This window comes from Marinobacter sp. THAF197a (assembly GCF_009363275.1).
Classification (GTDB): domain Bacteria; phylum Pseudomonadota; class Gammaproteobacteria; order Pseudomonadales; family Oleiphilaceae; genus Marinobacter.
In genome coordinates, this window is record NZ_CP045324.1 from 3,674,334 (window position 1) to 3,698,610 (window position 24,277).

21 protein-coding genes are annotated in these 24,277 nt (G+C 58.8%); 10 read left to right on the top strand and 11 right to left on the bottom strand.

Annotation, left to right across the window (positions count from 1 at the left end; genetic code table 11):
• Positions 1-318 precede the first annotated feature (318 nt).
• Both FIV08_RS17065 and FIV08_RS17070 read left to right on the top strand, forming a co-directional pair.
• Positions 319-1,416 (top strand): efflux RND transporter periplasmic adaptor subunit, encoded by a 1,098-nt coding sequence (locus tag FIV08_RS17065; protein ID WP_152439207.1) that lies wholly within the window; start codon positions 319-321, stop codon positions 1,414-1,416.
• Positions 1,416-4,511, top strand: coding sequence for an efflux RND transporter permease subunit (locus tag FIV08_RS17070; RefSeq protein ID WP_152439208.1), 3,096 nt, complete (start codon positions 1,416-1,418; stop codon positions 4,509-4,511). The genes FIV08_RS17065 and FIV08_RS17070 overlap by 1 nt, the downstream gene beginning before the upstream one ends.
• Before the next feature lie 58 nt (positions 4,512-4,569).
• Here FIV08_RS17070 and FIV08_RS17075 read toward each other — a convergent pair whose 3' ends face one another.
• Positions 4,570-5,529, bottom strand: a complete 960-nt coding sequence (locus FIV08_RS17075) for an AraC family transcriptional regulator (RefSeq protein WP_152439209.1) — start codon at positions 5,527-5,529, stop codon at positions 4,570-4,572.
• Positions 5,530-5,665: 136 nt separating this feature from the next.
• On the bottom strand, positions 5,666-7,324 hold the full coding sequence (locus FIV08_RS17080; protein WP_152439210.1) for a putative bifunctional diguanylate cyclase/phosphodiesterase: 1,659 nt from the start codon (positions 7,322-7,324) through the stop codon (positions 5,666-5,668).
• A 229-nt stretch (positions 7,325-7,553) separates the two neighbouring features.
• Between FIV08_RS17080 and FIV08_RS17085 the strand changes: the two genes are divergently transcribed.
• The 5 genes from FIV08_RS17085 (at position 7,554) to FIV08_RS17105 (ending at position 13,139) form a co-directional block, all read left to right on the top strand.
• On the top strand, positions 7,554-9,185 hold the full coding sequence (locus FIV08_RS17085; protein WP_152439211.1) for a PAS domain-containing methyl-accepting chemotaxis protein: 1,632 nt from the start codon (positions 7,554-7,556) through the stop codon (positions 9,183-9,185).
• A gap of 67 nt (positions 9,186-9,252) precedes the next feature.
• The gene (locus FIV08_RS17090; protein WP_058091449.1) at positions 9,253-9,564 is read left to right on the top strand and encodes a DUF3301 domain-containing protein; all 312 of its coding nucleotides are present in this window, start codon (positions 9,253-9,255) and stop codon (positions 9,562-9,564) included.
• Positions 9,565-9,680: 116 nt separating this feature from the next.
• Positions 9,681-10,607, top strand: coding sequence for an esterase/lipase family protein (locus tag FIV08_RS17095; protein ID WP_172972295.1), 927 nt, complete (start codon positions 9,681-9,683; stop codon positions 10,605-10,607).
• A 7-nt stretch (positions 10,608-10,614) separates the two neighbouring features.
• Positions 10,615-11,709 carry a lipase secretion chaperone gene (locus tag FIV08_RS17100; protein ID WP_152439212.1) on the top strand — a complete coding sequence of 365 codons (1,095 nt, stop codon included), beginning with the start codon at positions 10,615-10,617 and terminating at the stop codon, positions 11,707-11,709.
• Positions 11,710-11,783: 74 nt separating this feature from the next.
• A complete protein-coding gene (locus tag FIV08_RS17105) occupies positions 11,784-13,139 on the top strand; it encodes a sensor histidine kinase (protein WP_152439213.1) in 1,356 nt (451 codons plus the stop codon).
• Here the strand turns inward: FIV08_RS17105 and FIV08_RS17110 are convergent.
• The gene (locus FIV08_RS17110) at positions 13,108-13,770 is read right to left on the bottom strand and encodes a response regulator transcription factor (RefSeq protein ID WP_083557499.1); all 663 of its coding nucleotides are present in this window, start codon (positions 13,768-13,770) and stop codon (positions 13,108-13,110) included. The genes FIV08_RS17105 and FIV08_RS17110 overlap by 32 nt on opposite strands.
• Positions 13,771-13,977: 207 nt before the next feature.
• On the opposite strand from FIV08_RS17110, the gene FIV08_RS17115 reads away from it, so the two are divergent.
• The 3 genes from FIV08_RS17115 to FIV08_RS17125 all read left to right on the top strand — a co-directional run bounded on the left by FIV08_RS17115 (position 13,978) and on the right by FIV08_RS17125 (position 17,594).
• Entirely contained in the window at positions 13,978-15,294 is a 1,317-nt protein-coding gene (locus FIV08_RS17115) for a substrate-binding domain-containing protein (protein ID WP_228715449.1), read from the top strand.
• A gap of 131 nt (positions 15,295-15,425) precedes the next feature.
• Positions 15,426-16,721 (top strand): pyridoxal phosphate-dependent aminotransferase, encoded by a 1,296-nt coding sequence (locus tag FIV08_RS17120; protein ID WP_072676174.1) that lies wholly within the window; start codon positions 15,426-15,428, stop codon positions 16,719-16,721.
• A gap of 48 nt (positions 16,722-16,769) precedes the next feature.
• Positions 16,770-17,594 carry an inositol monophosphatase family protein gene (locus FIV08_RS17125; protein ID WP_152439214.1) on the top strand — a complete coding sequence of 275 codons (825 nt, stop codon included), beginning with the start codon at positions 16,770-16,772 and terminating at the stop codon, positions 17,592-17,594.
• Positions 17,595-18,097: 503 nt separating this feature from the next.
• Here FIV08_RS17125 and slmA read toward each other — a convergent pair.
• The 8 genes from slmA to FIV08_RS17165 all read right to left on the bottom strand — a co-directional run bounded on the left by slmA (position 18,098) and on the right by FIV08_RS17165 (position 24,245).
• The gene (slmA, locus tag FIV08_RS17130; RefSeq protein ID WP_152439215.1) at positions 18,098-18,685 is read right to left on the bottom strand and encodes a nucleoid occlusion factor SlmA; all 588 of its coding nucleotides are present in this window, start codon (positions 18,683-18,685) and stop codon (positions 18,098-18,100) included.
• A 119-nt stretch (positions 18,686-18,804) separates the two neighbouring features.
• Positions 18,805-19,614: a thiazole synthase gene (locus FIV08_RS17135; protein WP_152439216.1), complete on the bottom strand. Its 810-nt coding sequence runs from the start codon at positions 19,612-19,614 to the stop codon at positions 18,805-18,807.
• 51 nt (positions 19,615-19,665) lie between these two features.
• A complete protein-coding gene (thiS, locus tag FIV08_RS17140; RefSeq protein WP_058091456.1) occupies positions 19,666-19,866 on the bottom strand; it encodes a sulfur carrier protein ThiS in 201 nt (66 codons plus the stop codon).
• A 17-nt stretch (positions 19,867-19,883) separates the two neighbouring features.
• The gene (locus FIV08_RS17145; protein ID WP_058091642.1) at positions 19,884-20,237 is read right to left on the bottom strand and encodes a DUF423 domain-containing protein; all 354 of its coding nucleotides are present in this window, start codon (positions 20,235-20,237) and stop codon (positions 19,884-19,886) included.
• A gap of 31 nt (positions 20,238-20,268) precedes the next feature.
• Positions 20,269-21,072 carry a symmetrical bis(5'-nucleosyl)-tetraphosphatase gene (locus FIV08_RS17150; protein ID WP_152439217.1) on the bottom strand — a complete coding sequence of 268 codons (804 nt, stop codon included), beginning with the start codon at positions 21,070-21,072 and terminating at the stop codon, positions 20,269-20,271.
• Complete coding sequence (gene rsmA / locus FIV08_RS17155) at positions 21,065-21,898, bottom strand: 16S rRNA (adenine(1518)-N(6)/adenine(1519)-N(6))-dimethyltransferase RsmA (RefSeq protein WP_072676171.1); 834 nt, start codon at positions 21,896-21,898, stop codon at positions 21,065-21,067. Before rsmA ends, FIV08_RS17150 begins: the two co-directional genes overlap by 8 nt.
• Positions 21,895-22,905: a 4-hydroxythreonine-4-phosphate dehydrogenase PdxA gene (pdxA, locus tag FIV08_RS17160; RefSeq protein WP_152439218.1), complete on the bottom strand. Its 1,011-nt coding sequence runs from the start codon at positions 22,903-22,905 to the stop codon at positions 21,895-21,897. The genes rsmA and pdxA overlap by 4 nt, the downstream gene beginning before the upstream one ends.
• Entirely contained in the window at positions 22,902-24,245 is a 1,344-nt protein-coding gene (locus FIV08_RS17165) for a peptidylprolyl isomerase (RefSeq protein ID WP_061330773.1), read from the bottom strand. Before FIV08_RS17165 ends, pdxA begins: the two co-directional genes overlap by 4 nt.
• Positions 24,246-24,277 lie beyond the last annotated feature (32 nt).

Genomic DNA, 24,277 nt, shown 5'->3' on the forward strand with positions numbered 1-24,277 from the left:
CGTTCACATCGTGACAGGAGCATAACAGATACACTCCCGTGCCATTATGTATGCGAAACTGCGATTTTACATCCGTAAAGCACAAGATCCGGCAAGACGACGTCATCGTAGTTTCATAGCAGTAGATATACTGAGATTTAGAGGCAAACTGGTGACAAACCGAAGTGCTTTTTGTAGCATCCTATTGGTTATCGTTAAGCTGACGCATTCTCATTAAGCGTCCGCCTGTCGCCGCCCCCTGATGCGCAAGGAAAGCTGTCAGCCTTCCCATCCCGGCGACGTTATCCGTTTAAAGAACCCTAGCCCAGGAACAGACCTATGCGTACCGCATCCCGTTTTGTCATCGTCATCATTTTTCTGGGTGTCGTCCTCGGCGGCATCTTCGGTTACAAGTTCTATGAATTCGGCCAGATGCAGGAGATGTTCTCCCAGCCTCAGCCCCCAGCCATCATTTCCGTGACCGACGCCACCACGGAAAACTGGCAGCCGAGTATCAAGGCCGTGGGCAGTGTAAACGCCATTAACGGTATCGAGGTGGCCAACGAGGTGCCGGGGGTCATTGAGTCCATCAACTTTGAATCCGGCGATACCGTGCAGAAAGGTGACGTACTGATTCGCCTGGATGCCGCCATCGACGAAGCGGCGCTGCGTACCCGCCGGGCAGAGGCCCAACTGGCGGAGCAGGAATTCAAGCGGGTGTCTGACCTGTTGCCCAAACGCGCGGTATCACAATCACAGTACGATGAGGCCAAGGCCAACTACGATGCCGCACGAGCCCGGGTAAACGAAGCCGAGGCTCAACTGAGCAAAAAAGTGATCCGGGCACCGTTTGACGGCACCCTGGGCATCCGGATGGTCGACCAGGGGCAGTACCTCCCGACGGGTACACCTATTGTCGAGATCAATATGCTGAACCCTATCTACGTGGATTACACGCTGTCCGAGAAGTACCTGCCGGAGGTTGACCGTGGTTACCCGGTAACGGTCACGGTGGCCGCGGTGCCGGATGAGGCATTCAGTGGTGAAGTCAGTGCCATCAACACATCGGTCAACCCGGAGACTCGTACGGTTCGTATCCGCGCCACCCTCAACAACGAAGATGGCAAATTGCGCCCGGGAATGTTCGCAACGATTCAAACAGGCCAGCCCAGGGACAACGAAGTGGTCACGGTCCCCAGAACCGCCATCTCCTATAACACTTACGGCAACTTCGTGTTCGCCGTGAAGGAGAATAATGACGGCGAACTGGTCGTTGAGCGCCGCACCGTCACCACGGGCGAGGTCCGGAACGAACGGGCTGCGGTTCTCTCAGGCCTTGAATCCGGCGAGACCGTGGTCTCGAAAGGTTTGCTGCGGCTGCGGGCAGGCCAGCGGGTGGAAATCCAGGACGAGTCCGGGCAGGAGGCGTCTGAGTAATGAAATTCACCGACATTTTTGTCCACCGGCCGGTGCTGGCCACCGTGGTCAGCCTGCTGATTCTGCTGATCGGTGCCCGGGCAGCCATGGAAATGGAAGTCCGCCAATACCCGAAACTGGAAAGCACCACGGTAACGGTCACCACCGCTTACCCCGGGGCCAGTTCTGACCTGATCAAGGGCTTTATCACCACGCCCCTGCAGCAGGCCATTGCCGAGGCCAGCGGCATCGACTATCTGACCTCTACCAGCTCCCAGGGCGTGTCAACGATTCAGGCCAAGATGGTTCTGAATTACGATGCCAACGACGCCCTCGCTGAAATTCAGGCCAAGGTTGCCAGCCAGCGCAACGTGCTGCCCGGCGATGCAGAAGACCCGGTGATCACCTCCACCACCGGTGACGACACGGCCCTGATGTATATTGCTTTCTACAGTACCGAGCTGGAAGTCCCCCAGATTACCGATTACCTGACCCGCGTGGTTCAGCCCAAGCTGCAGGCGCTGTCTGGCGTTGGCAAGGCCCAGCTGTTGGGGCGTGCTTTCGCTCTGCGGGTGTGGCTGGACCCGGAGCGGCTAGCCGCGGTGGATCTTACCCCGGTCGAAGTGGCAGACAAACTGCGAGCCAACAACTATCAGGCCGCTGTCGGCACCACCCGGGGCCAGTACACTGAGATTGCCCTGACCAGTGATACCGACATTGCCGATCCAGAAGCCTTCCGTAACCTGGTGGTCAAGCAGCAAAACGGTACCCTGATTCGGTTGCGGGACATTGCCGAGGTGGAGCTTGGCTCTCAAACCTACAATCAGCTGGCGCTTTATAAGGGCGAGCCCGCTACCTATGTCGCCATCGAACTGGCGCCGGGGGCCAACCCGCTGACCGTCGCCGGCCTGGTGAAAGACGAGTTACCGGACATCGAAAGCCAGCTACCCAGCGGCCTGAATGTGCGCCTGGCCTACGATGCCTCCGACTTCATTGAAGATTCCATCAACGAAGTCATCCGTACCCTGATGGAAGCCATGCTGATTGTTCTGGTGGTGGTATTCCTCTGCCTCGGCTCGATTCGCGCTGCTATCGTGCCATCTGTGGCGGTGCCTCTGTCGCTGATTGGCGGCGCGTTTATCATGCTGATCTTCGGTTTCTCACTGAACTTGCTGACCCTGCTATCCCTGGTTCTGGCGATCGGGCTGGTGGTGGACGATGCCATTATCATGGTGGAGAACGTGCACCGGCACATTGAGCAGGGCGAATCACGGTTTGACGCTGCGCTCAATGGCGCCCGTGAAATGGCCACACCGATCATCGCCATGACCACTACGCTGGTGGCGGTGTATGCGCCAATCGGGTTTATGGGCGGCCTGGTGGGCTCGCTGTTTACTGAATTTGCCTTCACCCTGGCGGGTACGGTTGTGATCTCCGGCATTGTTGCCCTGACACTCTCACCCATGCTCTCCGGCAAGGTGCTGAAACCCCATGGCAATCCCGGGCGCTTCGAGGTGCTGGTTGAAAAAACCTTTAATGGCCTCGCCAATGCCTACAAAGCTGCGCTTACCTCGTTGATGCAGACCAAGTCGGTGGTGGTGTTCTTCGCCGTCGTGGTATTGGGTTCTATCTATTTTATGGTGATGATGAGCCAGAATGAGCTGGCACCCACCGAGGACCAGGGCATCCTGTTTTACCAGGGGCTGGGGCCGCAAACCTCGACGCTGGAGTATCTGTTTGATCATGGCCAGGAGGTTCAGGAGCGGATGTCCGGCGTGCCCGGCTACAACGAGGATTTCATGATTCTTGGTATCACCAGCCCGAACGCCGTGTTTGGTGGTTTCAAGCTGGCACCGTGGAGTGAGCGGGAGATCAGCCAGTTCGAGGTACAGCCCATGCTGGATTCCGAACTCAAAAAAGTGACCGGATTGCAGACGGCGGTGTTCCCGTTACCGGCCCTGCCTGGTTCGGGTGGCGGCCTGCCGTTCCAGTTCGTGGTGACCACCGGTGGCACCTACGAACAGTTGAATGAAGTCGCCGACGAACTTCTTGGCAAAGCCATGCAGAGCGGCAACTTCATGTTCCTGCAGAAATCCATCAACTTCGACAAGCCCGTTACCCGCATCAACGTAGACCGGGACCGGGTGGCGGACCTGGGCCTGTCCATGCGTGATGTCGGTCAGTCGCTCGCCAGTATGCTCAGCGGCGGATACATCAACCGCTTCAATATGGAAGGCCGCTCCTATCAGGTGATTCCGCAGGTGGGTAATGACTTCCGCGCCAGCCGTGAAGCACTGGACGACTATTACATTCGCGCCGGCAATGGCCAACTGGTGCCTCTATCCAGTGTGGTCAGCTTCAGTGAAGAGGTGGAACCTTCCAACCGGACCCAGTTCAACCAGTTGAACTCGCTGACTCTTGAGGGCGTGATCATGCCCGGCGTGGCAGCTGGCTCCGCCATGGACTTTATGGAGCAGGCCGCAGCCGAGGTATTCCCGCAAGGCTTCAGCTTTGACTATACCGGGGAGTCGAGGCAGCTGGCCACCCAGGGCAGCGCTCTGATGGTGACCTTCTTCCTGTCGTTGCTGGTTATCTACCTGGTACTGGCGGCACAGTTCGAAAGCTGGCGCGATCCGTTCATCATCCTGGTGTCGGTGCCCATGTCTGTTGCCGGCGCCATGGCGTTTATCGTGCTCGGCTTTGCCTCCATGAACATCTACACCCAGGTGGGGTTGATTACCCTGATTGGTGTGGTGTCGAAAAACGGCATCCTGATCGTGGAGTTCGCCAACCTGCTGCAGAAAGAGAAAGGCCTGAACAAGGTGGATGCGGTGATTGAAGCTGCGGCCATTCGCCTGCGCCCGATCATCATGACCTCCCTGGCACTGATCTTTGCCATGGTGCCGCTGCTGATTGCGGTGGGCCCGGGGGCCGAGAGCCGGTTTGCGATTGGCCTGACCATCAGTGCCGGACTGGGTATCGGCACGTTGTTTACCGTATTCGTACTGCCGGCCTTCTACATTCTGCTGGCACGAGATCATCATGGCTCTGCGGCCGATGAGTATACGGAAGCTGCCAACAACGACGGGGCACCGGCCACATCCAGCAGCCATTAAATGCTGACTGGTGTTACTACAGAGCCCGCTCCGGCCATCCGCAGCGGGCTCTGTGGTGTCAGGTCATGGCAAAGTCGGCGGGCTCCATCACTGGCTCAACCTGCAGCCGACGTCGCCACTGCACAGTTTCACTGGGCAGCTCGCCGAAGTGTTCCCGATACAGCGCGGCGAAGCGGCCCAGATGGGTAAAGCCCTCGTCAGCGGCATACCAGGAAATATGTGGCACGTCGCACTGGCAATCCACCAGGCGTTTGCGCACGCGTATCAGACGGCAGCGCTGATAGAAGCGGTAAGGGGTCATGCCGGTTTCCCGCTTCATCAGGTAATACAGGTTACGTTCGCTGGCCCCGGAATGGTTAGCCAGTTCCTGCAGATCAAAATCCCAGTCCTGTTCGCTACGAATTTTCTCAATCACCCTCGCCAGCCTCCGGTCCAGTACTGGCAGTTCTTCGGGCAGTTCAACCCTGCCCGTCGCCAGTTGCTGTTCCAGGCGTTCAAACAGAGCAAGTGTCTCCCGACTGGCATCCTGATGATCCTGAAAATAATCCGCCTTCATTAGAAAACGATGGATATGACCAGCCAACGCCACGTCCAGGCCTGGCCGGGGCCACACTGGTACCAGCTCACTCACCGGATACACCAGTACCAGCCGACTGTTCTTGCTGATTCTCAAGCTGAATGTTTGGCCAGCGGGAATCATGATCAACGGAAAGGCAGACACACCAGGGCCACCTTCTGACGATACCTGAGCCGATCCGTGAATGGTGGCTACCAGAAGCCTCTGAGGCATGCAGCAGTCGGCAAGCAGCATATCCTGAGCGACATCAAGCACACAGACCAAGCCAGCCTCTACATCAAGGGCTGACAACGAACCCACCAATCCCTGGGGACGAGTCAGGCCACAGGTTATTCCCCCGCACCCGAGCAGCTCTGTCATGGCGGCCAGCCACTCTCCACAACCTGCACCACTCAATCGCAGGTAGGCTTCCAATTCCGGTTTGGCATTCAGAGTTCGCATATAGCTCAAAAAGGCAATTAGTGAGCCTGCCGTTTTAAAGTAGCTGCGGACAAAGCCCTAGCCAAATCTTGCAAAATGCGCAAAAGCTGAACAAAAGTTATGTTTTTATTGATAGTTGTCAAAATTGCAGAGACAGTCAGGCCAATGACAGGTCGGCCAGTGGCGTCGGCCTTGCCAACAGAAAGCCTTGACCACGATGGCAGTTTAGTTCCCGCAGCCTGCGGCGCTGCTCTTCGGTTTCAATACCTTCGGCAACGACCTCCAGATCCAGCGCCTCGGCTATGGCCAGAATGGCTGACACGATGCGCGAGTCGCGACCATCCGGCCCGAGACGATGGACAAATTGACGGTCGATCTTCAGAACCTTGACCGGCAAGGCATGCAAGTAGGCCAATGATGAATAGCCGGTACCAAAGTCATCGATGGCAACCATGATGCCCCGGTCCACAAACGACTGGAGCTTGGCGAGGCAGCGGCGCGACAGATTCATCAGGTTGGTTTCGGTAATCTCGATTTCCGGGCACCACCCCCGGGCCTCCAGGCTCGAGAACAGCGGCTCCAGCATCGGCTCCAGCCGCCCGTCCGAAATCTGCCGGGCGGAAATATTAATCGCTAGCCGACACCCACTGCCCCAACCGACTTCACATCGCTGAAGGTCCGCCATGATGTGCCGTACGAGTTGCTCAGTAAGCTCATGTATGTGGCCACGCTGCTCTGCCACCGGGACAAAATCCGCCGGCGATACTGCCCCGAGTTCAGGGTGGTGCCAACGCAACAGGGCCTCCAGCCCTACCATGGAGCCATTTGCCAGGTCGTACTGGGGCTGGTACACCACGGAAAACTCCTCCGGAGCCACCTTGAGCGAAGCAATCAATGCTTCAGACAAGCGCTGATGGAACTGCCCCTCCTCACCGTCCACGGCGCTGTAGATTCGATAACAGGCGCGGCCTGAGAGCTTGGCCGCGTGCATTGCACGATCAGCATTTTGCAGCAGGGCCGAAGCCGTTTCCCCATGCTTTGGAAACACCGCAGCCCCCACAGAGGCCGACAGGAAATGCTCCCGGTGCTCCACCAGCATTGGCGCCTGGAATATCCCGCTCATGCGCTGGCAAACCACGGGTAACTCAGACTCATCCTCCAGCTCGACAATGGCTGCAAATTCGTCCCCGGATAGCCGAGCAACGACATCCCCATCTCGAAGCACACTCTTCACACAGGCCGCCGCCTGCTGAAGCACTCGATCGCCACAGTCATGGCCATGGAGATCATTGACTGCTTTGAAGAAATCCAGATCGATGTAGACTACGGCGAAACAGCCTTTGCCTGCCTTGTATTGCCCGACCCTTGCTTTCAGAAACTCCTGGAACAGCGAGCGATTTGGCAGCTCGGTGAGTGGATCATAGTAAGCCAGAGACGCCAGACGTTCGTTACTGGCAGTCAGCTCACCAACATCCATGAAAACGCCGGCAAACAGCCTCTGTCCCTGGTAGTCTACCGGGTAGATATTGAGCCACTGCGGATAGTTCTCGCCATTTTTGCGCCGGTTCCAGATCAGTCCCTCCCAGCATCCGGTCTGATTCAGGCTGCGCCACATGGTCTGATAGAACTCGTGCGAATGCAGCCCGGAGCTCAGCACCGATGGCTTCTGCCCCACGACTTCTTCTGGCAGATAGCCGGTCACCGCCTGGAACATGAGGTTGACGTAGGCAATCCGGGCATCTGGCGTAGCCAGCATGATAGCTCTGGGGTGGTTGTCCACCAACGCCTTGAAATCCTGTTCTCTCAACGCCTGCATCGTCTTGTTTCCTTCCACGCCGAGCCTGCGGTAACGACAGGCTTTCAACCCAGCATAGATTTAAACTGTCGCAAACCTATCCACATCCTGCAAAAAAGCCCTACCTTTGACCAAAGGAGGAGAAAAATGTGACTCGCATTTGGCGATTTGCAATATTTGGATACCCCGCACACGGCGACAGGTCGATAGTGTTCCAGCGAGTTCAATAAAAAGATCCCAGGAGCGATCCATGCGCAGGAATGAACCGGTCACCGGCAAAGAGCGCGACTTTCCCGCTCAATACCACTTGATCACCACCACGGATCTGAAAGGCAAGATCACTGCCGCCAACGATGAATTTGCAGAAGTAGCAGGGTTCTCTGTTGATGAACTGATCGGCCAGCCCCACAACATGATTCGCCACCCGGATATGCCCCCGGAAGCCTTTGCGAACCTGTGGCACACCATCCGCGGTGGTGAGTCCTGGCGCGGAATCGTCAAGAACCGCTGCAAGAACGGCGATCACTACTGGGTGGATGCTTACGTCACTCCGATCATGAAAAATGGTGAACTGGTTGAGTTCCAGTCCGTGCGCTCACGGCCTACCCGGGCCCAGATTCATCGCGCCGAGAAGGCCTACGCCGCCTGGCATGAAGGCAAATTACCGCGCCGTTTCCAGGCCGTCAGTCCTCCGCTGATTTCCAAGCTCGCTTGCCTTTATGCCTCTTTGGCCGGCGGCCTTTTGCTGTTCGGGCTGGCCGAGCTGACGCTTGCCCATATGCTGACACTGCAGGCATTAGTGTTGGGCGTTTTCGGCGTGCTGTTCTGGCTGACCCTTCCAATGATGCAAACCGCCCGCGATACCTGCTGCGAAGCTCACCCGGTTATGCCCTGGATCTATACCGGCCGCCGGGATGAAGGCGCCTGGATAGAATTCGACCGGCAAAAGCGGGATAGCACCCTGCGGGCGGTCTCTGCCCGAATGCACGCCAACATCGGTAAGCTGCATGGGCGCAAGCAGCGCACCATGGAGTGGGTTTCCAGCTCGGTCAGCAGCATCCGCAGCCAGCAAACGGATATCGAGAACATTACCCGAGCTTTCGAAGAGCTGGCCCAGAGCGTTCAAAGGGTTAACGAAATGACCTGCCGCACTCAACAAGCCAGCGCAGATGCCCGGAAATCAGCGCACCAGTGCCAGAGCCGCATGGAAGGCGTGAACGAGTCGATATCCAGGCTTCACAACCGCCTGTCCGACGCCAATCAGGAAATGGATAAATTGGCCGGGCAAAGCGACACCATCAGTGTGGTACTGGAAGTGATCTCCGATATTGCGGAACAAACCAACTTACTGGCTCTGAACGCCGCTATCGAGGCAGCGCGAGCCGGTGAATCCGGACGAGGCTTTGCCGTGGTCGCCGAAGAAATACGCGGGCTGGCCCAACGCACCCACGAATCCACCCGCCGTATCGACACCATGATAGAAAACCTGCAGGCGGAAACCCGGACGGTCGTCGGGGTAATCATGGAAGGTGGCGAGGCTTGTGAGCAAACCGCCACGATGGCCCGCGAGGCAAGCGAGGCACTGGGAACCACCCTAAAAGACATAGACATTATCGATGACTGTGCCCGGGAAGTGGCCGGAGCCTCCGAGCAGCAGTCGGCCCTGGCACTGCAGGTAGAGCAGCAAGCTGAAAACCTGCTGCATTTGGGCAATCAGTCTGTCAAAAGCAGCGAAAGCGCCCACCAGGAATCGGAACAACTGGGCAACAACGTGGACCAGGCACAGCTGCTGACCAGTCATTTTCTAAAGATGCTTTGTGATCGCTTGCTGCCCGCTCAGACCAGGCAGGTCAAACAGCAATTTCCCGAGGCGGCGCAATAGGGTAGTCTGGCGATCTGTCGGCTGGTGAAACCAGCCCAACCCACAAAAGCTCAGGATCGCCAGCACCTTGACCCTCGGAAATCTTTTCTGGCTGTTTGTCGCCGGTTTTGCCATCTGGTATTGGTGGAAAGCCAAGGACATCAAAGACTTCGTGCTACAGGCCGCACACCGTTACTGTAAAACCATGGACGTGCTGTTACTGGATGATGCCGTTTACCTTCGCGGGCTCTGGTTCAAACGCGACCGCAACGGAAAACTCCGGGTATGGCGCCGCTTCCTGTTTGATTTCACCACCACTGGCGAAGAACGCTATACCGGGCGCATCATCATGCTCGGCCGACAGATTGAGCACATGGAACTGGAACCCCACCGGTTCTGATCCCCGCACACGTACACCCTTTCACCTCACCCAAATGGGCGATTACGCCAGACCCGACCGCCGGGCAATACTCCTCGTTGCATTACGACAACCAACAAAAACAACAGGAGTCTTTTATGCGAATTGCCATGCCTTTTCGGCTGATGGCCGCGGCCCTCATGCTGGTCTTCTCAATGGTGAGCCACGCCAGCTACACCCAGACCCGCCACCCGATTGTGCTGGTTCATGGTGTGACCGGTTTCAACACCATCGGTGGTCTGGTCAACTATTTCCATACCATCCCCTGGAACCTGGAGCGCAGCGGCGCAAAGGTCTACACCGCCAGTGTTTCATTCGTAAACAGCAGTGAGCAGCGCGGTCAGCAGCTGGCCAACTACGTCAACAGTCTTGGTCACTCCAAGGTCAACCTGATGGCGCACAGCCAGGGCGCGCCCACCTCCCGGGTCACCGCCTCCCTGATTCCCCACCGCATTGCCTCTGTTACCTCAATCAATGGTGTCAACAAGGGGTCGAAAGTCGCCGATGTCATCCGGGGCATACTGCCTCCCGGCAGTTACGTGGAAGGTGGGGTTGACGCCATCGCCAACGCGCTTGGAGGCCTGATTAACGCTTTGTCTGGTTCCAACAACCCGCAGGACGGCGTTGCCGCGCTGGAAACCCTGACCACTCCGGGCACAACCAGCCTGAACAACGCCCTGGGCTGGAAAGGGGTTAACCGAAACGCCTGCGCCGGCACCGCTGAAGACGTCTGGATCAACGGTAACCGGGTGAAGTTCTTCTCCTGGACCGGGCGCGGCATCTGGACCAACGTGTTCGACATTACCGATCCGTTCCTGGGCGTAACCTCTCTCGCCTTCGGCAGTGAGCCTAGTGATGGCCTGGTGGGCGTTTGCTCCACCATGATGGGCAATGTGATCGGCACCCACTACGACATGAACCATGTCGATGCCATCAACCACCTGCTGGGTGCACGCTCACTCTGGACCAACCCGGTCAGCCTGTACCGCAGCCACGCCAACCGTTTGAAGAACCGCGGATTGTGAGAACAGTATGACGAAACAACCCATCGCATTGCGTCGATGGGTGCTTCCCGGAGCATTGCTGGCTGTTGTGGCCGGCAGTGGCCTCTGGTGGGCACTGACGCCGCAAGCAGATACGGGCACCGCCAACACAACACCTCAGCAGGCAACTGAAAAGGCCGCTCAGCAGTCTGGTTCAACCAGCCTTGCCCCGACAGCCATTGTCGCCCCCAGCGCACCGGTTGCTGAAACCCGAACCCCGGAGTCCCTGGGTCCCAACCCATTTGCGCCCTCACTGCAGGGTACCGATATAGACGGCGTTCTGCAGGCGGACGACAACGGTCAGCTGATCGTGAATCTGGAGGTCAGGGATTTCTTCGATTATTTCCTGAGCACCGTCGGCGAGGTGTCACCGGAGACCGCCATTGGCCAGATTCAGCAGATGGCTCGCCAACACCTGCCCGAGAGCGCGGCACAACAAGCCCTCGCGTTACTGGACCAATACCTGGACTACAAACAGGCTTCCCTGGCGGTCATGCAAACCGAACTGGACCCGGCCCGCCAGCATGAACCCGCCTATCAGCTTTCTACTCTGGGTAATGCCCTGGCTCAGCTGAAGGGTCTGCGGCAACAAACCTTCGCACCCGATGCTCATCAAGCCTTCTTCGGCATGGAAGAAGCCTACAGCGAATATACCCTGGCCACGCTGGCCATTCAGCAGCGGACCGACCTGACCGATCAGGGAAAACAGGCCCTGGTGGAATGGCACCGCAACCAGCTGCCAGACACCCTGAAATCCACCGAACAACGGCTGGAAGCCAGCGCACAACAACATCAGGAACGGGTTCTCGCCGTGGAGTCGGCCACCTCCCCGGAAGCGGCGGGACAACGACTCACCGAGCTGGGGCTTGATCGGCAGAGCGTTGACGGCGTCGTCAGTTACCTCCAGCAACAGGAAGCCTTCCAGGCTCGGTTCGAAAGCTTCCGGAAGGACCTGCAAAGCAGCGTTGCCGGCGGTCTCGTGGATGCCGAACAACAGCAACATCAGGAACAATTGTTACAGCAACACTTCCAGGATGAACAGGAACAGACCTGGGCAAGACTGAAGCTGCTGGATCAAAGCTGATCATAATGTGCGGAAGCGCCTGAACTCGGCGCTGCCGCGTATTACAATCGGGCGAAGACGCAGTAGGACCCGATATGAACGCTGAACAAATCCAACAACAGCAAGCGCTGGGCTTCAGGTCTCTGAACTTTACCCCCAGGCTGGAGCCCGTTTACCGGAAATCCAGATCAGCCATGATTCGGCAACGGGCAAGGCCGGTGTCGATTGCCGGCCTGGCCCTGTACCTGGTCTATGCGATCGTAGACATTCTCACCCTGCCTCCGGAGCTGGCCAGCATCACCGCCGGGGTGCGCCTGGGCTTAGTCTGCCCGATAATCATCCTGGTGCTCGTACTCGCCTATCAGGACAAGCCTTCCGACCAGACGTTCGAGAAACTGTATACGATCGCCTATCTGGTTGGCGGTGTCGGTGTGATCGCCATTATCCTGGCGGCCCGAAAACAAGACTATCCGCTGCCCTATGAGGGCATGATCCTGATGCTGATGTTCGGCTATTTCGCCATGGGCCTACCATTCAAAACCGCGGCCACCGCTTCCGGTTTTCTGGTCATCGCCTACTTGAGCACAGAGGCCTTTGCGGGCACGCCCACCCCCGCCGTCCTGAGCAATGGCTTCTTTCTGCTGACCGCAAACGCCATCGGCATGATAGGTTCCTGGGTCAGCGAATACCGGCATCGTGCGCACTTTCTGGACCGCCAGCTATTGGACCTGATGCACCAGGCCACTGAAGCTGAAAGCCGGCGAAAGACCGAACTGATTACCGCCGCCAGCCACGATCTGCGCCAGCCTTTGAATGCTATTTACATCACCCTGGAAAACCTGAAACCAGGCGAACAGGATAACCACCAGAGCTCCGTCATTGCTCAAGTCAAAGACATGGTGGCCCAGCTACGCCGCCTGCTCGGAACCGTGCTCGACAGCGCTCGCCTGAGTGAAGGGATGATCCAACCGGAAATAGTGCCGGTCAGCCTCGAGGCCATGGTTCAGGAACTACACGACCTGATGAACGAGACGCTCGGCCAACGCAATATCACTCTGACCATCGAACCACAGCCTGCCGGATACCCCGTTCTGGCTGACCCGGGCCTGTTGCTGCGCATACTGCAGAACCTGGTGATCAATGCGGCCGACCATAGCGGTGGCAATGCCATTACCGTCAGCAGCCAATGCCAGGACCACTGGGTAACGCTGCGGGTAGCCGACAACGGCAAAGGGGTGGCGCCAGAGCTGGGGGAGCAGTTGTTCCAGCCCTACGTCCGTGGCAACAGCCCGGCGCCCTGCCCGGGGCTTGGTTTGGGGCTGACCATCGTCCGGGAATTCACCGGCCTGATGGATGGCCGGTGCGGTGTCGACTCCCGGCCTCACCAGGGTAGCGTGTTCTGGATTGAGCTACCGGCCACTACAACCAGCCAAGCGCCCGGGCCTTGTTAACGCACTCTGTCCGGTTGTGAACACCAAGCTGGGTGAAGATCGCCTTCAGGTGGGTTTTCACGGTGTGTTCGGTCAGGTCCAGGCTTTGGCAGATGCGTTTGTTGGGGAACCCCTGAGCCAGCAGGGACAACACCTCCCGCTGCCGTGGCGTCAGGGGAAGGTCGTCAGTAGCGAAAGCCGTCAGGCCCCCGGGGAAGTAGCTCTGCCCCTGTCCCACTGCTCGCATCATTCGCACCAGTGATGCCCTGCTTGCGGATTTGGCAAGAAAACCTTTGGCACCGGCGGCCCTGGCGGCTCGCACCGTCCCTTCGTCATCGCTGCTGGAAATGATGACAATGGGCGGCTTGGCACTCTGACCAGACAGCCGGGCGAACAGAGATAGCCCCACCTCACCGTTGAGGGCGACATCCAGCAGCACCAGATCAATGTTGTCATCGTGCCTCAAGGCATCGGCAGCTTGTTCAACCGACGAGACAATTTTCACCTGCGCTGCCAGCATCTCCTGCTGAATCAGACCAGCCAGTCCTTGAGCAAACAGCGCATGGTCGTCCACCAACAGCACCCTCCCGAAGAGTGATACTGCCGATGCCGGGGCGGATTCGGCACCCCGACCAAGCGTTGTCGCAATCATTCACAGTCTCCCGCACTGTTTATTTTTGTTTCCGGAGATACGCCACTATAAGCCAGCCAGACCAATCACTCAGCGGCCTGCTTAACACTTTATTACATAGGTGCCTGTTCTTATCTGCTCACTGCAGCCGACTGAAACACAAATGTCATAATTCTGAAGCATGCTTCCCATTACTCAACCATCTGTTATAAATAGGTTTTTCAACTAATGGCGAAACCACCAAGGAAGTTTTTAACTCTCTGCCTGTTCGTGCTCACGGCGGTCGTGCTGTCTCCAGCATCCGCCCATGAGCTTGAAATACACGGGTCGAACACCGTTGGCGCCACGCTGGCCCCCATGTTGGTCTCCGGGTATCTGCAGCAGCTTGGCGACGGCAACCCCAGCAGCCGGCCCACTGGTGAGGAAAATGAACAGATCCTCAGTGCCAACGCCGGCGGCCGGAATCTCAGTGTTCTGGTGGCGGCGCATGGCTCGAGCACCGGCTTTCGAACCCTCGCCAGCGGCCGGGCCGGCATCTGGGCATCATCCCGACCGGTGAAGCCATCCGAGGCCGACCAGGTGCGTGCGCAAGCCGATCTCACCGCGCTGGAAAGCGAGCATGTGATTGCCATTGATGGCCTCGCCATCCTGGTGCACCCATCCAATCCGATCAATCAGCTCAGTATCGACACCATCGGCCAGATCTTTGCCGGTGAGATTCGCAATTGGTCAGAGCTCGGAGGCAGTAACCGGGCTATCACCCTGTACGCGCGGGACGACCGCTCCGGTACCTGGGACACCTTCAAATCCCTGGTGCTGGGCAAAGCCTACGCCCTGCACCCTGAAGCACTGCGTTACGAATCCAACGATCAGCTCTCTGATGATGTGTCCAGAGACCCGGGTGGAATCGGTTTCTCAGGCCTGGCCTCTGTACGCAACAGCAAACTGTTGGCGGTTTCCGACGGCAACGCACCGGCCCTGAAACCGAACCAGCTCACCGTTGCCAGTGAGGACTACCCGTTATCCAGGCGACTGTTCATGTACACCATGGGTGATCGCACGCCGGAATTGGCCGCCCAGTTGATCGAGTTTGCCCTGGGCACCAACGGCCAGGCCCTGGTAGCCGAATCCGGTTTTATTTCCCAGAACCCGATTGCGGTGAAACCGGACTTCGATGCCTCCGTGCCGCTGACCTTCCGTCGCCTGACTGAGAACTACCAACGGCTGACCGTAAACTTCCGGTTTTCTGAAGGCCGCACCAAGCTGGACAACAAAGCACAACGGGATCTGATGCGAGTGATGCACTATCTCGAAGCGCAAGGACGCTCAGCGGAAGACCTGTTGCTGATCGGTTTCGCCGACACCCAGAGCCATGAACTGAGGGCCCAGATGATCTCCGAACTGCGGGCGCTCTCTGTGCGCAAAGCGTTAAACGAGGCAGGCCTGCCCCGGGTCGCCTACACTGGTTATGGGCACTATATGCCGGTGGGCGGCACCGGCAATCAACGTAACGGCCGAGTGGAAGTCTGGATCAAAGAACAATAGCACCGGATAGACAGGAGGCTTGGACGAAAGTTTCGTCCAAGCCTTCGGCAATCCCCTATCCGCACCGCTATCACAGATATGTTTGGGTTTCCTATACTGCCGTTGTCACCACCAACCAACAGACCGGGACAATGGACATCAAAAAAGACCATCGCTTCGCCATCAACCTGAACGTTCGGGGCATCCAGCCCTCTTCCACCCTGCGCATCAACGAGCTGAGTAACCAGCTACGTTCCGAGGGCAAGGACATCATCAAACTGGGCCTGGGCCAGTCTCCGTTCCCGGTGCCAGAGCGCGTGGTTGATGCCCTCAAAGAGCACGCCCACGAGAAAGATTACCTGCCGGTGAAAGGCCTCAAAGGCCTGCGCGAGGCTATTGCCGGTTACATTAACCGGGCCGAGCGTATGCGTTGCACCTGGGAAGACGTGCTGATCGGCCCGGGCTCGAAAGAGCTGCTGTTTATTCTGCAGCTGGCCTACTACGGTGACCTGCTGATTCCGCGCCCGAGCTGGGTATCCTATGCGCCCCAGGCCCGAATCATCGGCCGCTCGGTACACTGGCTGCCCACCCACGCGGAGAACAACTGGCAGCTGACCGCAGAAGAGCTGGACATCATCTGCCGGGACGACCCGTCGCGCCCGCGTATCCTGATCCTGAACTACCCGTCCAACCCCACCGGTTGCACCTACACCGACGACCAGTTGCTGGCCATCGCCAACGTGGCGCGCAAGTACAACCTGATACTGTTATCGGATGAGATCTACGGTGAAGTGCACTTTGAGGGCAAGCATAAATCCATCGCCCGTTATTACCCGGAGGGCACCATCATCAGCACCGGCATGAGCAAGTGGTTGGGTGCCGGCGGCTGGCGCCTTGGCGCCTTCATCTTCCCGTCGGAACTGCGCCCGCTACAGGATGCCATGGCCATCATTGCCAGTGAGACCTTCACCTCCACCGCAGCGCCTATCCAGCATGCTGCCATCACCGCCTTTGACGGTGGCGAGGACATCGACGAGTACCTGAAACAGTCCCGTCGGGTGCTGAAAGTGGTGGGTGAATACGTTTACACCCGTTTGAGCGCCATGGGTGCAGTGGTGCAAAAGCCGGAGGGGGCCTTCTACCTGTTCCCGGATTTCTCCAGCTTCAGCGACAGACTGGCCCGCAGGGATATCAAGACCGCCCAGGCGTTCTGCACCGCCCTGCTCGAAGACACCGGCGTGGCCATTCTGCCCTCCAGTGACTTCGGCTTTGTGCCGGACCACCTGGGCGCGCGCCTGGCGTTCGTTGACTTCGATGGCACCCAGGCCCTGGGCCTGGCCGGTGGTGACTACGCCGAGCAGGCGCTGGGCGACGATTTCGTCAAACAGGCCTGCCCGCGCATTGTGCTGGCCATGGACAAGATGGAGAAGTGGCTGAACAGCCTGTAAGCCTGCCGTGTTAGACTGGCACCCTCACGTTTTCGAACCGGGGGTGCCATGTCTGATTCTGTTTCTCTGCGCGAAATCACCGATTTTGCCGAAGCCCTGGCCAGAGAGGCCGGCGAGCTGATCCGCCACGAGCGCCAGGAAAACACCCTGCGCACCGACTACAAGCAGCAGACGGAACTGGTTACCCACGCCGATGTGATGGCCGATGAATTCATCACCGGCGCCATCCGCGAACGCTTCCCCGATCACCGCATTTTGTCTGAAGAAACCATGCCGGACCTGTCCCAGGCAGAGGAGCTGGACACGCCGCTGTGGATCATCGACCCCATCGACGGCACGGTAAACTACGCCTATGGGCACCCGCAGGTGGCGGTGTCGATTGCCTATGCGGAGCGCGGTCAGGTGCAGGTAGGTGTGGTACACGCGCCGTTCCCGAATGAAACCTTCCGGGCCACCAAGGGCGAAGGCGCCACCCTGAATGGCCAGGCCATTCGCCACAGCGGCGCTAAGGAACCCCGGCAAAGCCTGTTTGCCACCGGCTTCCCCTACACCAAGGACAACCTGGAACCGCTGGTAAGGCGGCTGGATGCGATGATTCACCAGTGCCGGGACCTGCGCCGCATTGGTTCGGCGGCCCTGGACATCTGCTGGGTGGCCTGTGGCCGCCTGGATATCTACTACGAGAACGTCAGCCCCTGGGACTTCGCCGCCGCCCGCCTGATTGCCTGGGAAGCCGGCGCCACGGTGGGCCACTTCAGCGACGTGCCCGATGGCTACCCGGCCGATCTCTGGGGCCGCGATATCCTCATCTCCGCCCCGGCCGTATGGGAGCCCGTACGGGCCACACTCCGTTCTGCTTCGGGTTATGACTGAAGCTGGGGTGTTTGTTTCTGGCGGTCTGGATTTGGAGTTTGGGCACGCCTAGCCTTCCAGTTTGGGAGTATGGGTACACGCAGCCTTTGAGTTTCGGGAGTGTTGTGGGCGGGGGTTGCCTTCGCAGAAACGCTACAAGCACGTCCGTGTGCGCTTCGCTCCGGCCATCCATGGCCTTCGAGATTCTGCGAAGGCAACCCCCGCCCACAACGATCGAGCTCCGATGAGATAGCGGTTCTACCGAAACTGAATTAATCGAGCAGTATGGATGCTAATTACACAGAAGCGTTTTTAATGCGATTTCCGTGAGATCGAAAAGGCACTGGCTGGAGACCCTTTCCCGAAATCTCGGAGGCCAGGGATGGCCGGAGCGAAGCGCACATGGATGTGCTCGTAGCGTTTTCGGGAAAGGGTCTCCAGCCAGTGCCGAACCCCAAAGACAAGCAGGCTAGACGTACCCAAACTCCCAACCCATCAGGCTACCGGCAAACAAACCACCAATCTCAACCCCAAACAGCCTCGGAAACCAAGCTCCAAGCCTCGTCGAAATCAGCAGAGGGCAAACGAGCGAATGAGGACCGGACGAACCGCTGGATGCGGCCTTCCAGAAACACCATCACGAAATCTGCACCACGGGCCGCGCTGGTTCGAGGCCGCAGGCTCTGGCGGATTTCGCCTTCCTTGAGAGTTTGGCGAAACTGGGTTTCCAAACGCTCGAAGAACTGGGATGCGCGCTTGCGCAGGGACTCATCCTCGCCCATCAGGGCATCGCCCGTCAGCACGCAACACAAACCCGGATTACGCTCAGCGAACACCAACACCAGATGCACCAGCTGCTGAAGGCGAACCCGCACATCTTCCTGCTCCTGAAGCACCAGCTGGCAACGGGAGAACACCGCCTCCTCGGCAAATTCGATCAGGGCTTCGAACATTTTCCGCTTGCTGGGAAAGTGCCGGTACAAGGCCGCTTCGGTGACACCCACGGTTTTAGCCAGGCCGGCGGTGGTGATCCGGGCCCCGGGGTCGTTTTGCAGCAATTCAACAAGGGCCTGCAGGATGGTGTCCCGCCGGCTGGGTTTCTGAGTGGTCATATCAGTACTACAGCGCTCTGTTTTTTTTGGCCACGGACAACACGGACCTGCACGGACACTGGGATAATCTTTCTATCCGTGTCAGTCCGTGCCGTCCGTGGCTAAGGTTTTATATTTTTTTAGAAGAAAGTGCCGTCAATCGGTGACGACGCACTGGCGTACAGCTTCTTCGGCATACGTCCAGAAAGGTAGGCCTCGCGGCCGGCTTCGATGGCCAGGCGCATGGCGTTGGCCATTTTGATCGGGTCTCTGGCCTGGGCGATGGCGGTGTTCATCAGTACGCCGTCGCAGCCCAGTTCCATGGCGATGGTGGCATCCGAGGCGGTACCAACGCCAGCGTCTACCAGTACCGGTACCTTGGCGTTCTCGACGATCAGCCGGATGTTGTAGCGGTTCTGGATGCCCAGGCCTGAGCCGATGGGCGCACCCAAGGGCATGATCGCCACGCAACCCATTTCTTCCAGACGCATGGCCAGAAGCGGGTCGTCGGAGCAGTACACCATCACCTTGAAACCGTCTTTGATCAGCTCTTCGGCGGCGGTCAGGGTTTCCGGCATGTTGGGGTACAGAGTTTTGTGTTCACCCAGCACTTCCAGTTTCACCAGGTCGTGGCCATCCAGCAGCTCCCGGGCCAGCTTGCAGGTGCGTACCGCGTCTTTGGCGGTGTAACAGCCGGCTGTGTTGGGCAGGATGGTGTAAGTGCTCGGGGAAATGACATCCAGCAGGTTCGGCTCGTCCGGGTTCTGGCCGAGGTTGGTACGGCGCACCGCCACGGTCACGATCTCGGCGCCACTGGCCTCAATCGCGTGGCCGGTTTCCATCAGGTCGTGATACTTGCCAGTGCCCACCAGCAAGCGGGACTGGTAAACCTTGCCTGCGATTTCCAGGGGTTTGTCTTCGGGGAGCTGGATTTCCGGGGTATCTGTCATAACCTACCTGAGTTCAGTAAAAAGAGGGGACGCGTTCAGCTGAACGCAAACTTAACCGCCGCCGATAGCGTGCACCACTTCCACCCGGTCGCCATCGCTCAGGGTGAAACTCGGGTGCTGACTGCGGGGCACTATATCTTCGTTGACCTCAACCGCGACCCGTTTCCCGGCCAGCGTGAGATGCTCAATCAAGGTCGCAATGGTTGCTCCACCGGGGAGTTCCATGTGCTCACCATTTACCTGAACCTGCATGGTCCGGATCACCTCCGTTACTTTTTCAGGGCCGCCGCAACCAGCAAGGCCCAACCAATCATGAAACAGACACCGCCAATCGGCGTAACCGGCCCGAGCCAGTGATGGCCGGACAACACCAGCAGATACAGGCTGCCGCTGAACAGCACAATGCCTGCGAGCCAGAAGCCGCAAGCGACGCCAAGTAAGCGCTGGGACAAGCCCAGAGCCGGCATCAGGCTCGCTACCACCAGCACCAGGGCGTGGTACATCTGGTAACTGACAGCCGTCTGGAACACTTCCAGGCCCCGCTCGCTCACCACGTGGCGCAAACCGTGGGCACCGAAGGCACCCGCCATCACCGCCAACAGGCCGGCCAAAGCTCCCATCATCAGAGCCCAGCGAATCACCGCTTCTGAGGGTTTAAGCGCAGTCACAGTGAATCAGCTCCCCGGAATCCAGATTCATCAGGGTCAGGGCGCCACCCCAGACACAGCCGGTATCCAGGCCGATAAACCGGTCGCTGCCGGTGTTGCCTTCCAGCGCAGCCCAGTGGCCGAAGATCACCTTTACATCGTCTTTCCGGGGGTAGGTAAACCAGGGCGCGAAGCCCGGCGGTGCATTATCCGCCGACTCTTTGGTGGCCAGCTCCAGGCTGCCGTCTTCGGCGATAAAACGCATCCGGGTGAAGTAGTTGGTGATCACCCGCCAACGGTCCATACCAGTGAGGGTATCACACCAGCGCTCCGGCTGATTGCCATACATTTGGCTGAAATATTCCTGCGCCTGCCCGCCCCGGATCACGGCTTCTACTTCCCGGGCACAGGCCACTGCCTGGTCCACGCTCCAGATATGAGGCAGCCCGGCATGGGCCATAACCAGGTTACGTTTTTCGTCGTGCACGCACAGATATTGTTGGCGCAGCCAGTGGATCAAGCGGTCATGGTCCGGTGCATCCAGGATATCGTGCAGGGTGTCTTTGCGCTTCGGGCTGTGGCCCCCCAGGGCAACCGCCAGCAAGTGCAAATCGTGATTCCCCAACACCACCACGGCAGCGTCGCCCAGGCTTTCAATGTAACGCAGGGTTTCCAGTGAGGCGGGCCCGCGATTAATCAGGTCGCCCGCCACCCAGAGCCGGTCCCGGGAGGGCGAAAAATCCACTTTCGCCAGAACATCCCGCAACCGCTCATAGCAACCCTGAATATCGCCAATGGCGTAGTCAGTCATTACTTACCTCATCTACCTCGACGTTAAGCGGGCCGGAGTCCGCCAGCAAGTCGGCAATCTTGACGTAGTCGGCCAGGCTCAGGTTTTCCGGCCGCAGGCCGTCGTTGATGCCCACAGACTGCAACTGTTCCACCGTCACCAGAGCCGCCAGTGCCTTGCGCAGGGTCTTCCGGCGCGCGTTGAAAGCGGTGCGCACCACGGCCTGAAGGGTCTTGAGGTTCTTGGCCGGGTGCGGCAATTCCTTGTGGGGTACCAGGCGAACGATGGCAGAATCCACTTTCGGAGCCGGCCGGAAAGCCCCCGGGCCCACTTCAAACAGCGGCTGCACCTTGCAGAAGTACTGGGCCATGATACCCAGTCGGCCATAATTATTGTCGCCCGGCGTGGCCGCCAGCCGCTGCACCACTTCTTTCTGCAACATGAAGTGCATGTCCTGAACCACCCCGGACTGCGCCAGCAGGTGGAAGATCAGCGGCGTTGAGATGTTATAGGGTAGGTTGCCGACGATTCGCAGTGGGCGACCATCCACCACCAGCTGGCTGAAATCGAAACTCAGGGCATCGGCTTCGTGAATCCGGAACTCGGGATAATTGAAGAATTTGGTGCGCAGCACCGGAATCAGGTCCCGGTCCAGCTCCACCACCTGCAGGCGCGGATTAACCGCCAGAATCTCTTCGGTGATCGCACCGAGACCAGGACCGATTTCGACAATGGCATCGTCCGGTTTCGGATTGATCGACCGGACAATCTTCTCGATCACGCCCGGATCATGAAGGAAGTTCTGGCCGAAACGTTTACGGGCCTTGTGGCCCGGATGGTTACTCATGATGACTCTCCGGCAATAGCCGCCCGGCGGCAGCGGGCCATGTGTTCGCCTACGCGAATGGCGGTGTGCAGGCTGCCGGCGTCGGCCTTGCCGGTGCCGGCCAGGTCCAGGGCGGTGCCGTGGTCTACCGAGGTACGGACAATGGGCAGGCCCAGGGTGATGTTAACGGCCCGGCCAAAGCCCTGAAATTTCAGTACCGGCAGGCCCTGGTCATGGTACATGGCCAGCACGGCATCAGCGTTATCCAGCCAGTGTGGGGTGAACAGGGTATCGGCCGGCAGCGGGCCGGTCAGTTTAATACCTTCGGCCCGGAGTTTATCCAGGGTCGGCTCGATCACCTCGATTTCTTCCCGGCCCAGGTGGCCACCCTCGCCGGCGTGTGGGTTCAGCCCCGCCACCAGGATCCGTGGTTTTTCAATGCCAAAGAAGGTTTTCAGGTCGGCGTTGAGGATGCGCGTTACCTGGGTCAACCGTTCGGGGGTAATGGCCGCAGATACGTCCTTCAGGGGTAAGTGGGTGGTTACCAGCGCCACCCGCAATTCCTCAGTAGCCAGCATCATCACCACCCGTTCAACACCGCAGAGTTCCTGCAGAAACTCGGTGTGGCCGCTGAACGCGATTCCGGCTTCGTTGATCACGCCTTTGTGAACCGGCGCGGTCACCATACCGTCAAAATCACCGTTCAGGCAGCCCCTGGCGGCGGTGGTCAGGGTATCGAGCACATACTGACTGTTGCCGGCGTGTAACCGGCCCGCGACTGTAGACGCGCAGCCTTCCACATGGCACACCGACACATGGCCAGCCCGGGTGTCTGGCGTCTGGCCCGGGTGCCAGTCGTGTAACTCTACGACCAGACCAAGCTGCCGGGCACGGTCTGCCAGCAGCGTTTTGCAAGCCACCACCACGATACCAGTCTGGCGCGGTTCAAGCGCCAGTTGCAGGCACAGTTCCGGCCCGATGCCCGCTGGCTCGCCGGCGGTCAAAGCCAGAATCACCGGTGTCGTCATGACGCGTTGTTTTCCTCACTGGCCGGGTTCAGATCGGCGTAGTCCCCTTTGAACTCGACAAAGGCTTCATCGCGAATTTCCCTGAGCCAGTTCTGAAGTTCGGTTTCAAACTTGCGCTGGTAGATAGCTTGCCGGGCCTGGGACTCCCGGTTTTCAGCAGTCACGTCCTGTTGCCGGCGCTCTTCTACCTGAAGAATGTGCCAGCCAAACTGGGACCGCACCGGCCCGTAAATCTCGCCTACATCGGCCTCCATCATGGCCTGCTCGAAAGCCGGAACCATCTGGCCGGGGCTGACCCAACCCAGGTTGCCGCCATCAGAGCCGGACACCGGGTCATCCGACAACTCCCGGGCCAGGGCCGCAAAGTTCGCGCCGTCCTGCAATTGCTGGTAGATATCGCGAATGCGGTTTTCAGCCTGGGTTTCGGTTACCGCTTGGGAGGGACGAATCAGGATATGACGCACCCGGTGCTGCTGGATCACCGTCAGCTGTTCGCCACCACGCTTGTCCATCACCGTCACCAGGTGAAAACCGCTGTTGTTCTCAAGCACCTCTGAGGGCACGCCTACTTCCATGTTCGGCACCACCGGCGCAACCAGGGATGGCAACTGGCTCTCTGTACGCCAGCCCATATCGCCGCCTTCAAGGGCGTTTCCGGCATCCGATTCGGCAACCGCCACTTCCCGGAAGTCGCGACCATCGATGATCTGCTGGCGCAGGTTTTCCGCTTTTGCGCGAGCCTGCTCAACGGAATCCTCGTTACCGGGGTCATCTACCTGGATAAAGATATAAGCCAGGCGGTATTCCTCAGCATCCGGCCCCCGGCCGGCCTGGGCCTGCAGGTAATTCTCAACCTCCCGGTCAGTGATACGGACCCGGTTGCCAACCCGGCGCTGCTGCACCCGGCCAGACAACATTTCATTACGGATCTGTTCCCGGGCCTGCTGGTAGGTAACGCCCTCTTCCGCCAGTTGCTCTTCAAACTGCTCCAGGCTCAAGCCGTTACTACGGGCAATATTAGCCAGGGTCTCGTTCAGCTCGTTATCGCTGATGCGCATCCCCATCTGGTCCGCCATCTGCAACTGAAGAGACTCGGAAATCAGCTGTTCCAATACCCGCTCTTCGAGCAGTTGCCGGGGCGGCAGGCCGGTGCCCTGGGCGCTGAGACGGCCAACAATGGTATTCACCCGCGCATCCAGTTCGGTCTGGAGGATGACATCGTCATCCACAATGGCAACCACCCGGTCCAGCACTTGTCGCTCGGCGTGGGCAGAAACCGACACAGCCAGCATGGCCATGGTCAGCAGCAGTGTCAGTCCGTGGCGTAACGTCGCCTTCATAATCACCTCTTGATGTGTACATTCCCAGCCAG

Coding starts and splice junctions, on each gene's coding strand:
- FIV08_RS17065 (WP_152439207.1), top strand. CDS start 319: ATGCGTACCGCATCCCGTTTTGTCATCGTCATCATTTTTCTGGGTGTC.
- FIV08_RS17070 (WP_152439208.1), top strand. CDS start 1,416: ATGAAATTCACCGACATTTTTGTCCACCGGCCGGTGCTGGCCACCGTG.
- FIV08_RS17075 (WP_152439209.1), bottom strand. CDS start 5,529: ATGCGAACTCTGAATGCCAAACCGGAATTGGAAGCCTACCTGCGATTG.
- FIV08_RS17080 (WP_152439210.1), bottom strand. CDS start 7,324: ATGCAGGCGTTGAGAGAACAGGATTTCAAGGCGTTGGTGGACAACCAC.
- FIV08_RS17085 (WP_152439211.1), top strand. CDS start 7,554: ATGCGCAGGAATGAACCGGTCACCGGCAAAGAGCGCGACTTTCCCGCT.
- FIV08_RS17095 (WP_172972295.1), top strand. CDS start 9,681: ATGCGAATTGCCATGCCTTTTCGGCTGATGGCCGCGGCCCTCATGCTG.
- FIV08_RS17100 (WP_152439212.1), top strand. CDS start 10,615: ATGACGAAACAACCCATCGCATTGCGTCGATGGGTGCTTCCCGGAGCA.
- FIV08_RS17105 (WP_152439213.1), top strand. CDS start 11,784: ATGAACGCTGAACAAATCCAACAACAGCAAGCGCTGGGCTTCAGGTCT.
- FIV08_RS17110 (WP_083557499.1), bottom strand. CDS start 13,770: ATGATTGCGACAACGCTTGGTCGGGGTGCCGAATCCGCCCCGGCATCG.
- FIV08_RS17115 (WP_228715449.1), top strand. CDS start 13,978: ATGGCGAAACCACCAAGGAAGTTTTTAACTCTCTGCCTGTTCGTGCTC.
- FIV08_RS17120 (WP_072676174.1), top strand. CDS start 15,426: ATGGACATCAAAAAAGACCATCGCTTCGCCATCAACCTGAACGTTCGG.
- FIV08_RS17125 (WP_152439214.1), top strand. CDS start 16,770: ATGTCTGATTCTGTTTCTCTGCGCGAAATCACCGATTTTGCCGAAGCC.
- slmA (WP_152439215.1), bottom strand. CDS start 18,685: ATGACCACTCAGAAACCCAGCCGGCGGGACACCATCCTGCAGGCCCTT.
- FIV08_RS17135 (WP_152439216.1), bottom strand. CDS start 19,614: ATGACAGATACCCCGGAAATCCAGCTCCCCGAAGACAAACCCCTGGAA.
- thiS (WP_058091456.1), bottom strand. CDS start 19,866: ATGCAGGTTCAGGTAAATGGTGAGCACATGGAACTCCCCGGTGGAGCA.
- FIV08_RS17145 (WP_058091642.1), bottom strand. CDS start 20,237: ATGATGGGAGCTTTGGCCGGCCTGTTGGCGGTGATGGCGGGTGCCTTC.
- FIV08_RS17150 (WP_152439217.1), bottom strand. CDS start 21,072: ATGACTGACTACGCCATTGGCGATATTCAGGGTTGCTATGAGCGGTTG.
- rsmA (WP_072676171.1), bottom strand. CDS start 21,898: ATGAGTAACCATCCGGGCCACAAGGCCCGTAAACGTTTCGGCCAGAAC.
- pdxA (WP_152439218.1), bottom strand. CDS start 22,905: ATGACGACACCGGTGATTCTGGCTTTGACCGCCGGCGAGCCAGCGGGC.
- FIV08_RS17165 (WP_061330773.1), bottom strand. CDS start 24,245: ATGAAGGCGACGTTACGCCACGGACTGACACTGCTGCTGACCATGGCC.